This window comes from Bifidobacteriaceae bacterium (genome assembly GCA_031281585.1).
Lineage (GTDB): Bacteria > Actinomycetota > Actinomycetes > Actinomycetales > WQXJ01 > JAIRTF01.
The window spans coordinates 1-14,294 of sequence record JAITFE010000097.1; the positions used below are offsets into that span (position 1 = coordinate 1).

General features: G+C 67.7%; 14 protein-coding genes. 9 read left to right on the plus strand and 5 right to left on the minus strand.

The genetic code is table 11. The features are described 5' to 3' along the window. The 5 genes from LBC97_11075 to LBC97_11095 form a co-directional block, all read left to right on the plus strand. Nucleotides 1–1,221, plus strand: a 1,221-nt coding sequence (locus tag LBC97_11075; protein ID MDR2566571.1) for a DUF4143 domain-containing protein, incomplete at its 5' end; no start/stop codon positions are given. Nucleotides 1,222–1,509: 288 nt separating this feature from the next. Beyond that, on the plus strand, nucleotides 1,510–2,091 hold the full coding sequence (locus LBC97_11080) for a hypothetical protein (protein MDR2566572.1): 582 nt from the start codon (nucleotides 1,510–1,512) through the stop codon (nucleotides 2,089–2,091). Next, nucleotides 2,084–3,190, plus strand: a complete 1,107-nt coding sequence (locus tag LBC97_11085) for a hypothetical protein (protein MDR2566573.1) — start codon at nucleotides 2,084–2,086, stop codon at nucleotides 3,188–3,190. The genes LBC97_11080 and LBC97_11085 overlap by 8 nt, the downstream gene beginning before the upstream one ends. Next, nucleotides 3,181–3,855, plus strand: a complete 675-nt coding sequence (locus LBC97_11090; GenBank protein ID MDR2566574.1) for an ATP-binding cassette domain-containing protein — start codon at nucleotides 3,181–3,183, stop codon at nucleotides 3,853–3,855. Before LBC97_11085 ends, LBC97_11090 begins: the two co-directional genes overlap by 10 nt. Then, the gene (locus LBC97_11095) at nucleotides 3,852–4,907 is read left to right on the plus strand and encodes a hypothetical protein (GenBank protein MDR2566575.1); all 1,056 of its coding nucleotides are present in this window, start codon (nucleotides 3,852–3,854) and stop codon (nucleotides 4,905–4,907) included. The genes LBC97_11090 and LBC97_11095 overlap by 4 nt, the downstream gene beginning before the upstream one ends. Before the next feature lie 146 nt (nucleotides 4,908–5,053). Here the strand turns inward: LBC97_11095 and LBC97_11100 are convergent, their stop codons facing one another. From LBC97_11100 to LBC97_11120, 5 genes are all read right to left on the minus strand, one after another. Then, nucleotides 5,054–5,815 carry a DUF2812 domain-containing protein gene (locus LBC97_11100; protein ID MDR2566576.1) on the minus strand — a complete coding sequence of 254 codons (762 nt, stop codon included), beginning with the start codon at nucleotides 5,813–5,815 and terminating at the stop codon, nucleotides 5,054–5,056. A gap of 219 nt (nucleotides 5,816–6,034) precedes the next feature. Continuing rightward, complete coding sequence (locus LBC97_11105; protein ID MDR2566577.1) at nucleotides 6,035–6,784, minus strand: DUF2812 domain-containing protein; 750 nt, start codon at nucleotides 6,782–6,784, stop codon at nucleotides 6,035–6,037. Then, a complete protein-coding gene (locus LBC97_11110; GenBank protein MDR2566578.1) occupies nucleotides 6,781–7,167 on the minus strand; it encodes a helix-turn-helix transcriptional regulator in 387 nt (128 codons plus the stop codon). Before LBC97_11110 ends, LBC97_11105 begins: the two co-directional genes overlap by 4 nt. Nucleotides 7,168–7,264: 97 nt before the next feature. Continuing rightward, nucleotides 7,265–7,687: a hypothetical protein gene (locus tag LBC97_11115; protein ID MDR2566579.1), complete on the minus strand. Its 423-nt coding sequence runs from the start codon at nucleotides 7,685–7,687 to the stop codon at nucleotides 7,265–7,267. Beyond that, nucleotides 7,684–7,914: a hypothetical protein gene (locus tag LBC97_11120; protein MDR2566580.1), complete on the minus strand. Its 231-nt coding sequence runs from the start codon at nucleotides 7,912–7,914 to the stop codon at nucleotides 7,684–7,686. The genes LBC97_11115 and LBC97_11120 overlap by 4 nt, the downstream gene beginning before the upstream one ends. A gap of 252 nt (nucleotides 7,915–8,166) precedes the next feature. On the opposite strand from LBC97_11120, the gene LBC97_11125 reads away from it, so the two are divergent. The 4 genes from LBC97_11125 to LBC97_11140 form a co-directional block, all read left to right on the plus strand. Then, nucleotides 8,167–12,111, plus strand: a complete 3,945-nt coding sequence (locus tag LBC97_11125) for a hypothetical protein (protein MDR2566581.1) — start codon at nucleotides 8,167–8,169, stop codon at nucleotides 12,109–12,111. 3 nt (nucleotides 12,112–12,114) lie between these two features. Then, nucleotides 12,115–12,876: a hypothetical protein gene (locus tag LBC97_11130; GenBank protein MDR2566582.1), complete on the plus strand. Its 762-nt coding sequence runs from the start codon at nucleotides 12,115–12,117 to the stop codon at nucleotides 12,874–12,876. 91 nt (nucleotides 12,877–12,967) lie between these two features. Further along, nucleotides 12,968–13,732 carry a hypothetical protein gene (locus LBC97_11135; protein ID MDR2566583.1) on the plus strand — a complete coding sequence of 255 codons (765 nt, stop codon included), beginning with the start codon at nucleotides 12,968–12,970 and terminating at the stop codon, nucleotides 13,730–13,732. 98 nt (nucleotides 13,733–13,830) lie between these two features. Further along, nucleotides 13,831–14,294 (plus strand): hypothetical protein (locus LBC97_11140; protein MDR2566584.1); only part of this gene is annotated, 464 nt, incomplete at its 3' end.

Consider the following 14,294-nt stretch of genomic DNA (forward strand, 5'->3'; position numbering starts at 1 on the left):
AGGTTGGCGGCCACCCACATCTACGGCGCCAAGGGGGTCGGGAAGACGGCGACGGCGCTGCAGCGGTCGGCCAGCGTGATCAGCTTCGACCAAGTGCGGGACCGCGAACTGTTCCAGGCGGACCCGGATTCGATCGAAGCCCGGACGCCGCCGCTGCTGATCGACGAATGGCAGCGCCAGCCGGAAGTTTGGGACCGTGTGCGCCAATCGGTGGACGCGGGGGTGGCGGACGGCCAGTACATCATCGCGGGCAGCGCGTCGCCGCCGCGCGGCACGCAGGTCCACTCCGGGGCGGGCCGGATCGTCAGCTTCATGATGCGGCCCCTGGCCCTGGCCGAACGCGGACTGGGGGAGACCACGGTGTCGCTGGGGGACATGCTGCGGGGCGAGGCGAAGGCGACCGGGCGGACCAAGCTGAAGCTGGCGGAGTATGTGGACGAGATCACGGCTTCCGGCTTTCCGGCCATCCGGCCGCAGCCGGAGAGGATTCGGGGGCGGCTGCTTGACTCGTACATCTCCAACGTGGTGCAGCGCGAGTTCCCGGAGCAGGGATATCCCGTGCGCAAACCGAACGCTTTGCTGCAGTGGATGGCGGCCTACGCCGCCGCGACGGCGAACACGACCAGCTACAACCGCATTTTGGACGCGGCCATGCCGGGGGTCAGCGACAAGCCGTCCAAACCGGCGGCGATCGCGTACCGGCAGGTGCTGAGCCGGCTGTGGCTGTTGGACCCGGTCGAGGCGTGGTCCCCCACGGAGGCCCGAATCGAACGGCTGACCTGGGCGCCCAAACACTACCTGGCGGATCCGGCGCTGGCCGCCCGGCTGCTGAAGGTGGACGCGGGGGCGCTGCTGCGCGGGAGCCAGGGCACCCGCTCGCACCTGCGGGACGGGAACCTGCTGGGCTCCTTGTTCGAGCACCTGGTCGCCATGAGCGTCAAGACCTACGCCCAGGCGGTCGATTCGGAGGTGCGGCATCTGCGCACGCATGGCGGCCAGCACGAGGTCGACTTGGTGGTGGAGAACTCCGCCGGCCGCGTGGTCGCGTTGGACGTGAAGCTGACGGCGACCCCGGTGGCCGATGACGTCAAGCAGCTTTTGTGGCTCCGCGACCGCCTGGGCGCCAACTTCGCGGACGGCGCGGTCATCACCTGCGGCTCGCAGGCGTACCGCCGCAAGGACGGGATAGCGGTCATCCCGGCTGCCCTGCTGGGCCCCTGACCCGTCGGCGCGCGGGCTGCGGGCGGCCGGGTCGCCTGGTCCGGCTGGCGCCCGCCCGCGATGGTGATGTTGGTCACACGACCCTTGCCCATTCGGCTTTCCGGGAGCCCGGGCCCGCGTCTCTCGCTGGCCGTTTCCGCAGGTCATAAGCATGCACACGGCATCGGGGACGATTCTTGGGCTGCCCGGCCGGGGTCCTGGCGCGGTTTGACGGCGTGGGGCGCACAGCACAAAATGGAGACAGCGGTCAAGGACTGACTGCGGGGATCAAGAAGTGAGCGCCGTGCGATGCGTGTCAACGGGTTGGTTTTAGCCGCCGTCTTGGCGGTCGCGGCCGGCGCGTGTTCCAATGGGGGCGCCGAGCCGGTTCAAGGGCTGGATTTCGAGGCGCTGAGAGGCGAGACGACCGATTTCCAAAGGGAGATTCTCGCCGATGGCAAGGTGGGACCGGACGAATATGAGCGGGCCGTTTTCGCGCAGTGGGAATGCGTGAAAGGCGCCGGGTTCAGCCCGGACCAGCCGGAATGGTCGAAAGGCCAGTTCGGCTTTGGAAATGAAATGACCGCCGCCGATGACGCGCAAATGGACGAGTTGTTGGCCAAGTATGACGCCGAATACGAGCGCTGCGATCACGAGTTCGCCTCCGAGGTCGGCCTGGTGTGGGTGGCCCAGTTGGCCATGTCTCCGGCGGAACGCGACAGAGCGCGGGCGGATGTGATCGCCTGCCTTCAGTCGGCTGGGATCGAAGTGCCCGCAAAAGCGGACGACGACCAGATTTTCGCCGCCATGACCTCGGAGACGGTCGACCAGTGGGGCGATTGTGTCGACCAATTCCCGGGCTATTTCACCGTGATGCCCCCAGATGGGTGACTTGGACGTGTCCACCAGGCGCCCCCGCCGGGCGAGTGTCCGGCTGTCCGACGCGGTGGCGGCGTTGACGTTGTTGGCGCTCGCAGCGGCGCCGGCCGGGGCGGCCGTGTGGATCGCCAACGTTGAGGATCCGCTGAGTCAGGCGGCGGCTGCCGTCGAGCCGGTGTACGGGCTCCCGCAGGCGGCCACGCTTTCGGGGTCTTTCGAGGCCGTCTTGTCCCTGGAATGGGCGCCGGGCCGCGACCTGGTCGCCCCCGCCTGGCAGGGGACCGTCACGGGGGTGGACGCGCGCCCCGGAGACGTGCTGGCGAACGGCCAGTCCTTGCTGCGGGTGGACGGCATAGCCCGCCTGGCGTTGGTCACCGACCAGCCCTTCTGGCGCTTCCTTGGGCCGGGCGACTTGGGAGCCGACGTGCTGATGCTCAACCAGGCGCTGGCGGCCCTGGGCCTTGGCGGCTCCGAGGGCGAGGATTGGACGGCGTCCACGAGCCGAGGAGTCCAGGACCTCCAATCCAAGCGATTGGGAATCGCAAAGCCAAACCTGGTGGACGGGTTCGACCCGGCATGGGTGATCTGGCTGCCGGAGGCTGACACGCGCCTTGGCGAAGTCGGCGTCACGGTCGGCTCGCCCGCCCCGGCGGCCGGAGAGCCGGTGGCGACCGGGCGCCAGTCGCTGACCGGCGCGGAACTGCGAGATCTCGAGGGCAACGTGCCCCCGCTCGATGACGAGCAGCCTTGGGTTTTCGAAACCTCGGCCCCGGAGGGAGCCTTCGACCTGGAGGGTTCCGCGCTGCCGCAGGACGTTCTAGTCCTGTTGCAGGAGCAAGTCGCGCCTGGCGCCGAGTCGGTTGCCGGAGTGGCCCGCTATAAGACCCCCAGGGAGGTGGTCAGCGTTCCGACCACCGCCGTGCTGGCACAGGGGGAAAGGACCTGCGTTTGGACCCAGCCGGGTTCCGGGCGCTCGGGCCGGCCGCGGGGCGTGCCTGTCGATGTCGTGTCCGGCAACGCGACGGCCACCTTCGTGGCCACACCCCTGGACCAGACAGTCGGGATCCTTGTCAATCCGGCGGCTCTGCCAGATTTGCCGCCATGCGCTTGACGATTGAGGACGTCACGCACCGCTACGGCCGGAAAGCCGACCGCGACGCGCTGGCATCGGTCAATCTGGCGTTGATGGACGGCACCGCCACCGCGATCATGGGCCCATCCGGTTCGGGCAAGTCAACCTTGCTTTCGGTGGCCGCCGGCCTGCTGGAGCCGTCCCACGGGACGGCTGTCTTGGCGACCGCCAGCGGCCGGTCCGCCTCGGGACACGCCCTGCGCGCCGAAACGGCCTGGGTTTTCCAGGCGATCCACATGCTCGCCAAGCGTTCGGCGGCGGACAACGTCATGTTGGGCTGCGTTCGCCAAACGACTTCAATCGCCCGGGCCCGCGAGCGGGCTCTGGCCGAAATCGCGAAGGTCGGCCTGGCGGGCAGGGCGGCGGCGCGGATCGAGGAACTGTCCGGCGGCGAGGTGCAGCGTGTCGCGGTGGCGCGGGCCTTCGCGCAGGACCGGCCGCTGATCATCGCCGACGAGCCCACCGCCCAGCTTGATCGGGGCAACACGGTCTTGGTCGCGGACGCCTTGAGGGCGGCCGCCAGGGGACGCGTCGTGTTGGTCGCCACACATGACGAATTCCTGGCTCGCCAACTCCACCGGATCGTCCGGCTGAGGGATGGCGCCGTGGCGGCAGACCAGGCCTGGGACGCGGGCGCGCCATGACCGTGGTGGTGCGCGAGGCGGTGGCGACCTGCCGGGCCCTGCTCGGCCGGTCCTTGCTGCTGGTGGCGACTGTCGTGGTCCTGGCCGGCGGGTCTTGCCTTCTGGACGGAACGGCCGCGGTGCGCTTCCACGAGCGGTACCGCCAGGCCGTCGAATCGGGCTCTGAAGTGCTCATCGTCAAAGACCCCGAAGGTGAGACGTTGTCGGCCGGCGTGTGCGAACTGATCGGCCGGGCCAAAGGGGTCAGAGCGGCCGGCGGCATTCGGTTTGGGAACGCGGTCCACGCCGCGCAGGCGCCCGGCGTGGCGATTCAGACCGCTTCCGCCTCGGCTGGCTACTTTCAGGTGGTGGCGCCCGCCTGGGCTTCCGGGGACGCCGGCCAGGTCGGGGTGCTGGTCGGCGCGGCGGTGGCTCGCGACGTCGGGCTTCGGCCGGGGCAGGACCTCGCCACGGTCGAAAACGAGTCGTTCACCGTGGGGCGGGTTGCCGACCTGTCGCCTCGCGCCCCGCAGCAGAACCGTTGGATCATCTGGACGGGCGTTCACGATCAGGTCGACCAATGCTGGATTGAGGCCGTGGTCGGGGCGAAGGATGACGTGGCCGCCCTGGCCCGGTCTTACTACCTGCCCGGAAACCCCAGAATCCAGGTCGCCTCGTCTGCGGCGCATGACGCGCGGGCGGCGCTCGCGGGTTGGGAGACCCGGCTTGACCGATTCGCTTGGGCCGCCGGCGCGGCCCTCGCGGCCGCGATGCTCGCGATCCTGTGGATCACCCGGCGCGGTGAACTCGCGTTGCGGCGCGTGCTCGGCTTTTCCCGGCTCGACGTCGCCCTGCAGTTGCTGGTCGAGACGTTGGTGGTCAGCGCGGTGGCTTTGGCCGTCGTCATTCCCTGGCTCGCGCTGTGGGCAACCCAAGCGGACCAACCCGCCTTGATCGGGTTTTACAGCGTTCGCGCGTTGATTCGGTTCTTCGGTCTTCTCTTTGCCGCGGCGGCTTGTCTGGCGGTGGTGTTCGGGGGAGGCGACCTGGCCAAACGGCTCCGCGACCGCTGACCGGCGCCACCATGCGCCCGGGGACGCCGCCGTGTGCCGCCGGGCGCCGAGTGGCCGTACGCGCACGTGGCGGCCGCACGGCATCGGCGATGCCGTGGGCGCCGGAACCCGGGCCGCGGCCGTCGCTACGTCCCCGGTTGGCGGCCTCACTCGTGAATTGCCCGTTCCGCCGAGAGGCGGTTCAGTTCGCGGGTGAGTTTGGCGCTGGCAATGCCGAGGGGGATCGCGCAGATGGCGGACAGGCCGTAGAGGATGCAGAGGAACCACAAGACCGCGCCGTGGGCAAAGGCCGCCAATTCGGTCAAGAGCCCCCGGAGCGCGTCCCACCAGGATCCGGGGTCGCTTTGGGTCGCCCAGTCCAGGGTCTCGGCGGCCAGTATGAGCGCCAGCGCGAGCAACTCCATGAGCGCCATCCTTTTCACGCTCTGGCGTATCCACGACCGGATTCGGCTGGTGTAGGCGATGCGCGAGTCCAGGTCGCTGTACAACTCGAAGGGGCCCAGGGCCGCGCGCCGCCTGACTACCAAGAACACGGATTGCTCGATGGCGACGATCTGGGCGCCCGACTCTGCGACGGTGGCCAGGTACTCCTGGGACTCGGGGGTGAAGTACGGGGTGGCGAGGATTTCGCAGCGCACAAGGTATTCGCCGGGCGGAGTTTGCTCGAAGCCGAAACGCAGCGGGCCGCCGCCTACCACGGCCCAGCCTTGGGCGGCCTGTTCGTTCAGCCACCGCTCCATCGGGTCGACCATCAACGACATGTAGAAGCGGCGCCTTGTCGCCTTCGGCAGTTCGGCCAAGTGCTTGTCGAAGACCAGGTCTCCCGCCACCTCGAAGGTTCCCGACCCCGTGAACACCCGTCGTTTCACGGGACCGCTCTTGGAGGCGTGACGCTTGATCGGATTCACTGGGGGTCTCCTTCCAAAATAGGTCTTCCAGAACGCGTGCGCCGTTGGCGGCCCGGCCAAACGGCCCCAAGGCCGCTGGCCCGCGGCGCCTGAACCGCCCGGGCTGCGGGCGGCCGGTGGCGCTGGTGGCCGCCGCACGGCATCGTGCGATGTGCGGCGGAAACGGGATGGGCGGAGACCGGGCCGGGGACGCCGGTCTGGCGGCAACCTCCGGCGGCCCTATTCATGGATCGTCCGTTCTGCGAACAGGCGGTCCAGTTCGCGGGTGAGTTTGACGCCGGCCACGCCGAGGAGCAGCGCGCAAACCGCGGCGAAGGCGCTGAGGGCGCCGAAGTACCACAGGAACACGCCGTGCCCAAAGGCCGCGAGTTCCCTCATGGCCTGCCACCAGGACGCCACCTCCTGGTGGACCGCCCAGTCCAACGCGGCGCAGGCGGGCAGGATCGCCAGCGCGAACAACTCCGCCAGCGCCGTCATTCGCAGGCGCTTGCGCACCCAAGAACGGAAACGGCTGGTGTAGGCGATGCGTGAGTCCAGGTCGCTGTAAAGCTCGAACGGCCCCATTTCCGCGCGCCGCCGGGCGATCAGGGACACGTTTTGCTGGACGGCCACGATCTCCGCGCCGGATTCCTCAAGGGTTGTCAAATACTCTTGCGATTGGGGCGTGAAATACGGGGCGGCAAGGGCCTCGCAGCGGACCAGGTATTCGCCGGGCGGGGTTCGCTCGAAGCCGAAACGCAGCGGCCCGCTGTCAACGACCGCCCAGCCTTGGGCGGCCTGCCTGTTCAGCCACCGCTCGGTCGGGTCGACCATCAAGGACATGTAGAAACGGCGTCTTGTCGCCTTCGGCAGCTTGGCCAGGTGCTTCTCGAAGACCGGGTCGCCTTCCACCTCGAAGCCGCCGGACGCGGTGAACACCCGGCGCTTCCTCGCGGCGCTCTTCGGCCCGCGCTGCTTGACCAGGTTCACAGTGGGTCTCCTTCCAGAACGCGTGCGCCGTTGGCGGCCAGTTCCCGCAGGCGGCCCAACTCCGAGGTCAGGGCCTCGCGGCCCGCCTGGGTCAGGGAGTACTCCTTCCGCCGGGAGTCAGGGTCCGCCGGCAGTTCCTCGATCCAGCCCTTCCCGGCGAGGGTGGAGAGCGCTCCGTAGAGCGTGCCCGCCGCCAGGGTGACCCGCCCTCCGCTCATCTCCTCGACTTGTTGCATGATGCCGTAGCCGTGCCGTTTGCCCCGGGCCAGGGAGAGCAGGATGTAGTAGACCGACTCGGTCAACGCGACGCCGCCGGGCATGGCCGCCATCCTTTCCGCGTCCTCCATAAGGCTGATCTCTCCGATGGCCGATGTACCGCTCAACGGTATATCGGATCACGATATAAGAACTATATCGGCCCCCGATACAGTCCGCAACCCGAATTCGCGGTCCTCGATCAGGCCGCACGGGGCGTGGCCGTCAAGCGGTGACGACCTCCACGTGCCGCCTGTCCAACGGCGCCAAAGCCTGAGCAATCCCGTTGTCCAAAGTGGCGAGCACCAGGCCATGCCTGGCCGCCAGATTGACCAGCTGGAAGTCGGTCACCTGCCGGTATCCGGACAGATGGTCGAGGTCTATGAGGGGATCGCCGAGGGAAGAGTCGTCGGCCACGAAGCGGTGCCCGGGCAAACGCCTGATGGCCGCCAGCGCACCCAGGGCGACGGCGGTCGTTTGACCGCTGACGTGTGGGTTCGCCACCAACCGGACGAGCGCGGACTCGGTCAGCGGAGTGGTCGCGAATTCGCCGATGCCCGCGAACCAAGCGCGCGCGACCGGATGGAAGGCGTGGCGTGGGTCGAATAGGGCCACCATCAGGTTCACGTCGAGCAAATAGGCCGTCACGTCGGGTCGCCATCGCGATGCTCGGCCACCAACTCGTTGGTGATCACGCGGTCGTCCGGCGCATCCGCCAGAACCGGGAAACCGTCTTCGTTGACACCGATCCGCGGCGTCTCAAAACCTCTGGCGGCCAACCGCGACACGGCCGCGCCCAGCGAAATACGCTCGTGGCTGGCCAGCGACCGGGCCACCGCGAGTACCTTGGGGTCAAGATCAAGGGTCGTTCTCATGCGTTGATGCTATCAGCATTTGCGCATCGCGGCATCAACAGGAGGTGCCGCGCTTCGGCGCTGCGGCGGCGGCCGGCCAATATGCGCCAGTCGCCGCAGCCAAAATGATCGGACCAAAATGCGGAATGATGGCGTGGTGCCTCGTTGCCAAGTGCTTGCGTAGTTTGGGTCACATAGGCGGCCTGGGCTCGGGTAACATGTGGGCTGTTCGGACACCCAGGTGCCACGCCCTCCCTCACCTTAGGAGCCACGATGAAGCCCTTCGCCGATTCGGCCCGTTCCAATCAACACCCGGCCCGCGCCGTGTTCCCTTGGCTGTTGTCGCGCCGGGCCTTCCGCGTTCGGCGGGGTGTGGCGGCCGGGGTAGGCGCGGTCTTGGCGGTCACCCTGGCCCCGGCCCCGGCGTGGGCCGTGTCGCATGGGGAGGTGTTCGACCCGGCGCGGGAATGCACCATTGTGGGCACCAACCTGGGCGAGGTCCTCAAGGGCACTGACGGCGATGATGTGATCTGCGGCGGTGGCGGGGGCGACACCATCAAGGCTGGAGCCGGGAACGACATCATCTACGGCGACGGTGGTGGCGACACCATTTACGCGGGACCCGGCGACGACTTGGTGTACGGCGGCGACGGCGGCGACACCATTAAGGGCGAGGACGGCCAGGACCGGGTCTTCGGCGAGGCGGGCGGCGACACGGTGCACGCCGGGCCCGGCGACGATTACCTGGACGGCGGCGACGGCGGGGACACCTTGTGGGGCGAAGCGGGCGCGGATGTGATCGAGCCGGGGGACGGCGCGGACACCGCCCGGGGCGGTGACGGCGAGGACCGGATCACGGATTCCGGCGCGGGCGGCGGCGACACGCTCTGGGGCGACGCGGGCGACGACAGGATCTGGGGCGGCGACGGCGCCGACTCGCTGGCCGGCGGCGCGGGCGCCGACTGGCTGTGGGGGGAGGCCGGCAATGACTCCTTGGACGGGGACGCGGGACATGACGCCTGCGTGGGCGGAGCGGGCACGAACGCCTGGTATTCGTGCGAGTTGAAAGACAAGGACCTGGTCAACACCGAGTTAGGCGATTCGGACGGCGACGGGATGCCGGACGCGGCCGAACTAAAGGCGGGCACCGACCCGTACGGCCCGGACGGCGACGGGGACGGCTTGCTGGACGCGGGCGAGTTCTACACCGGCACCGACCCGTGGGTGGCGGATTCGGACGGGAACGGGGTGGCGGACGGCGCCGAGGATCCGGACGGCGACGGGTTGACCAACGCCCAGGAGGTCCAATTGGGCCTCCGGCCGTTGGCGGCGGACACTGACGGGGACGGCGTTGACGATCCGACCGAGTTGGCAGCGGGAACCGACCCTCTGGCCCAGGACTCGGACGGGGACGGGCTGACGGACCTGGTTGAGTCGCAATTGGGCACGGATCCGCTGGCCGCGGATTCGGACGGAGACGGCGTGCCGGACGCGGAGGACGAGTTCACCTTCGCGGCGCCCAGCGACGTGGAGGGCGCCTCGTTGACGGTGACCGGACCGGGCGGCATCGTAACCCGTTCCAAGCTGGTTCCCTCCGGCGACCTGCGGCTGACGGAACGCCCGGGTTTGCTGGGCACACCGGTCAACGCGCTGGTCGAAGAGGGCGTGTCCGGCACCCTGACCCTGCCGTTCGACCCCTCGAAGCTGACGGCAGATTCGGAGGTCGTGGCCGTCCACATCGACGTGGCCACGGGCGTCGAGGACCAGCCGGTCGGCCAGGTGGTCGATTGCCAGGCGGGCACGGTGACCTTGACGACGGATTCGTTCTCCCCGTTCGCGGTGGTGGACCGGGCGGTCTACGGGGCGGTGCCGGACCAGCCTTCTGCGCAGGCGGGGCCGAATGCTGGGGAAACCGCAGGCGAGGCCGGACGCATCTACCGGCCGTTTGCCCACGTTTGGGTTGAGGCCGTGTCGGCGACGCCCATGAACGATCCGGGCCTGTTGCATCTGCTGGTTTCGGATAAGTTGATGGCTGAGGCGCGTGATTTCGAATGGGTTATCGGCGGGATCTATTCCACCCAGCTGGGGACCTACGGCGCCGGGCGTTGCGCCCCTAGCGAGGGGACATTTCCATGCGCCGTCTTCACACGCGATGCGGCGTCGCATAATTGGTGGGCTGCCGGGACCCCGAGCCTCGCGAAGGCGCTGTTGTACGCGTGTGCGCCGCCCATTGACCCGAAGTACCGAGAGGTGGTGCTGGTCGCGACCTATTTCGACCTTGGGTCCGATCCGCAGCGGGACAGGATCGCGGGGGAACTGGCCGAATGCAAGATCAGTCTGGTCGTGATCGGGGATCGGGTGTCGGCCGGAGACTTGGCCTGGATCGGCGATTTCGCTCGGTCCACCGGGGGCGGCCTGTACACGGTCCGGAATGAGCAGGACGTTGCCGACCTACCGCTGATGTGGGGCGTAGAGGACCGCCGCAACCCGGATCCTGGCCCAGTTCCCCGTTGCGACCCCGATGGGCCCGACAGCGACGGCGACGGGGTGTTGGATTGCGAGGAAATCCTGGGGCTGTCTTCGGGGGAGTTGTTCACCGGGTCGCTGACGCCTCCGGATTACGGTCCGACGGATCCGAGCAACCCGGACACCGACGGCGACGGGCTGGACGACGGCATCGAATGGGGGTTGCGGGAAGGCTACTTCCACCGCGAGTTCGACCCGGTCTCCGACCCGAACGACCCGGACACGGACCGCGACGGCCTGAGCGACCACGCCGAGTTGGGCGACCCGATCCGGGGCCAATACGGGTGGTATTTCCACAAGCTGTCCAATCCGCTGAAACCGGACTCGGACGGCGACGGCCTGGATGACGCGACCGAGGTCCCGAACGGCTGGGACGCCTTCGACCCGGATCCGGACCACGATGGGGTTGACGATTCCGAGGAAGCCGACTGGGGTCTGGACCCCCTCTGGTACAACACCGACAGCGACGGGTACGACGACGGCGGTGAGGGTTTCTTCGACGCCGATGAGATCGCGTGGGCCGAGGACGGCCAAGGCTACGACCCGGGCCTGTATGACCGCAGATACGGGAAGATCGAATACGCCGACGAGTTCCTGCGGGGCACCTTATGTGGCGATGTTGAGGGCGTGTTCGGCTTCTGCGAAGGCGACACGATGGCCTACCTGTCCGGCCAGATCGCGGGCGGCGTCGGCCTGGTCGGTGTCGCGGACGTCCGCGACACCATCGCGAACTTGGTAAAGGGCGACTTCCCGGCTGCGGGCTTGTCGCTGCTCGGGGTGCTCCCGATTGTCGGCGACGCCGCCAAATCGGCCAAGGTGATTGGAGACTTCAACGCCGTTACCGCCCGACTGGTTCGGGCAGGCGCTGACTCAGTCAGAGTCGCCCTGCGCAACCGGGCGGTCGGGGACTCGGTGCTGGACATCATCCGCCGCGCCGAGCAGGCCGCGGCGTCACCGGCGCAGGCCTTCTCGGCCGCTGTTGCGGCCCCGCTCGGCGCATCTGCGCTGGCGGCGGCGTATGCGGCCGCCGCAGCTAAGCCCAAAGTGTTGGAGGAAGCGGTCGACCAGAGCGAGGAGATTCTTGAGAAGAACGCTCCGAATCTGTTTGAAAACGTCGCTTCGGCACACCCGAACGTTGACGTGGACGATCCGGCCTTCGCCAAGGCGGTCGCGGAGATCGGCCGCCACCGGAGCGGCGCCAAGCACGCCGAAGACGTGCTCACCGGCGCCAAGAAGGTCGACACCCCGCCAAAGACCGCCGGCGGCGACGATCTGGACCTGTCCACCGAGGCGAAGTGCGAAGAATGGTTCGACACCACGCTGGACTTGGCGCGGGGCAAACCCAAGCGGGCTACGGAGATTGCCTATCTGGACGAATCGATGGGTACAGTTAACCGGTTCTACGATTCGGTGGGTAGGATGCCCGGCGCGCAAGAGTTCACTGCGTTTGAGCACAAGATCGGCTGGATTCGCTACTCAAGCCGCATCCGGGAGCAAATCACCCGCGACGCCGCTCTGCTGGAGCAACTGCGCAGGACGCCGGACCTGGCAGACCACATCGGTTTCTCCAAGATAGAGTGGGTGTTCTTCGCCAAAGAGACCCCCAATGGTGCCCTCGGCCCGGACAAGGCGCTCCTCGAGGCGTTGGACGACATTGGTATCCCGTACACCATCTACCTGCCGAGGACCTGAGGAATGGCCAGCAAAGATCAGATCGCCAGAGCGATCGCGGACGCCGAGACTGTGCGGGACAATCCGTTCAACCTGGGCACCAGGGGGTATTGGGCGTTTCAGGATGCGTTGTTCGACCGGTTCATGGCCGCCAAACCGCAACGGTTGGACGAGTTACGGACCCTGGTGGCGGACACGGGTGGTCCCGAGTTGGACGGCAGCCCCGAGTCGTTGGGGTTGTTGGACGATTGGTTGTCGAGGTTGATGGCGCATGGCCAGTGGGATGATCCGGCGGATTGGCTGCCGGTGTGGGCCAGACTTCCCACGGGTGCCGGGCCCTTGCCGTTGGGTCTGGAACGACCGCCCTATTATCGGCTGCAAGAGCGGCTGGCGTTTTATCTCGGGGACGTGCTGATCTCGCAGTTGCCGGGTTCGCAGTGGGTGTGCTGGCGCGAGAGGGAGTTCAACTTGAATCGTACGGGGGAGTTTCTGCTCGACAAGGGGACGTTCCCCACCCCGGCTGCGCCTCTGGACAGCGCCGCGAGCGCCATGGCTTCGGTTTGGCCGACTTTGTTGGACCCATCGGACCGCGACTACGAGCCGACTAAGAAGTACACCCTGCGTTCGGAGTTCGACCGCCACGTGTTGCGCCGTCTTGAGTGGGAGGCGGAGGGGAGGCCTTTGGATTTCCAGGCGGCGCCGACTGGGGATGGGGCGGGGGTGAACCGCGGCCCGTACAAGGGCAGCCGAATCAGGGCGAAGATTGGTGAACGCCGCGGCTACTGACGGCCTGCGGACCGCCCCGGACGCGGCGTTCACGGAGGCCCTTCGCGAGGCCGAGATCCCGTACACAATCTATTTGCCGAGGACGTGAGCGATGGCGAGCAGGGCGGAGATCGCGCGGGTGGCGGCTGGCGCGCAGAGAGTGCCGGATAATCCCTATCGGCTTGGCACGCGGGGGTTTTGGGCGGTTCAAGACGCCGTTTTCGAGCGGTTCATGGCAATCCACGACCGGTGTCTGGACGAACTGAGGGCGTTGACTGCGAAGACGGGAGGTCCCAAGTTGGACGGCTCCGCCGAGTCGTTGGGCCCACTCGACGAGTGGTTGGCTGTCCCCGTTGACGCGGGCGTGTACTGGGACGATGGCGCTAATTGGGAGGCGTTCATCAACGGGAGGGTCGGCGCGCTGTGGCGAGCGCCCGGCGGGCTGGACCACGGGCAGTACTGTCGGTTGCAGAATCGGGTGGCCTTCTACTTCGCGGACGTGTTGATTTCCTGCTTGCCGGGTTCGAAGTGGGTGTGCTGGCGGCGTGAAGAATTCAACCTGATCCGGACCGGGGATTTCCTGGTGGATATCGGCACGTTCCCGACTCCAGCCGACCCGTTGCAGGTAGCGAGCGGGGCCATCGCGAACGCCTGGAGTGGTCTCTTCAGTGCGCCCGACCTTGACTATCAACCTGATGAGGCGTATGCCCTGCCCGGGCGACTGGAGCAGTACGCGCGGCACCGTGCCGAGTGGGAGGCGGAGGGGAAGCCTTTGGATTTCCAGGCGGCGCCGACTGGGGATGAGGCGGGGGTGAACCGCGGCCCGTATAAGGGGAGCCGGATCAGGGCGAAGATTGGTGAACGGCGCGGCTACTGACGGCCTGCGGGTCGGGGTCCGGCTCCGGCGCAGAGTTGCTGGAGGCCCTTCGCGAGGCCGGGATCCTGTACACCATCTATTTGCCGAGGAAGTGAGCGATGGCGAGCAAAGCTGATATTGAGAGGGCGATCGCGGAGGCGCGGGGTGTGTGGAACAACCCGTTCAACCTGGGAACCCGCGGGTTTTGGGCGTTCTTTGACGCGATGTTCGACCGGTTCGTGTCGGCCGGGCCGGAGCGTGTGGATGAGTTGCGGCGGTTGGCGGATGCGACGGGCGGGCCGGTGTTGGACGGCACCCCGGGTTCGTTGGGTCTGTTGGACGATTGGCTGAGGGTTGCGGTGGTGGCGGGCGCTGATTGGGACGATGGCGCTGACTGGCTGCCGGTGTGGACCAGGGTAACCGAGCCTTGGCCTTTGCCGAGGGGTATGCGGTGGCCGGAGTTTCTCCGGTTGGAGGAGCGGGTGGCGTTTTATTTCGCGGATGTGTTGATGTCGCAGTTGCCGGGCGCGAAGTGGGTGTGTTGGCGGGATGAGAGGTTCAACACGAACCGGACGGGCGACTT

Excerpts from the sequence above, each read along its gene's own strand:
- LBC97_11080 (MDR2566572.1), top strand. The coding sequence starts at position 1,510 with ATGCGTGTCAACGGGTTGGTTTTAGCCGCCGTCTTGGCGGTCGCGGCC.
- LBC97_11085 (MDR2566573.1), top strand. The coding sequence starts at position 2,084 with ATGGGTGACTTGGACGTGTCCACCAGGCGCCCCCGCCGGGCGAGTGTC.
- LBC97_11090 (MDR2566574.1), top strand. The coding sequence starts at position 3,181 with ATGCGCTTGACGATTGAGGACGTCACGCACCGCTACGGCCGGAAAGCC.
- LBC97_11095 (MDR2566575.1), top strand. The coding sequence starts at position 3,852 with ATGACCGTGGTGGTGCGCGAGGCGGTGGCGACCTGCCGGGCCCTGCTC.
- LBC97_11120 (MDR2566580.1), bottom strand. The coding sequence starts at position 7,914 with ATGAGAACGACCCTTGATCTTGACCCCAAGGTACTCGCGGTGGCCCGG.
- LBC97_11125 (MDR2566581.1), top strand. The coding sequence starts at position 8,167 with ATGAAGCCCTTCGCCGATTCGGCCCGTTCCAATCAACACCCGGCCCGC.
- LBC97_11130 (MDR2566582.1), top strand. The coding sequence starts at position 12,115 with ATGGCCAGCAAAGATCAGATCGCCAGAGCGATCGCGGACGCCGAGACT.
- LBC97_11135 (MDR2566583.1), top strand. The coding sequence starts at position 12,968 with ATGGCGAGCAGGGCGGAGATCGCGCGGGTGGCGGCTGGCGCGCAGAGA.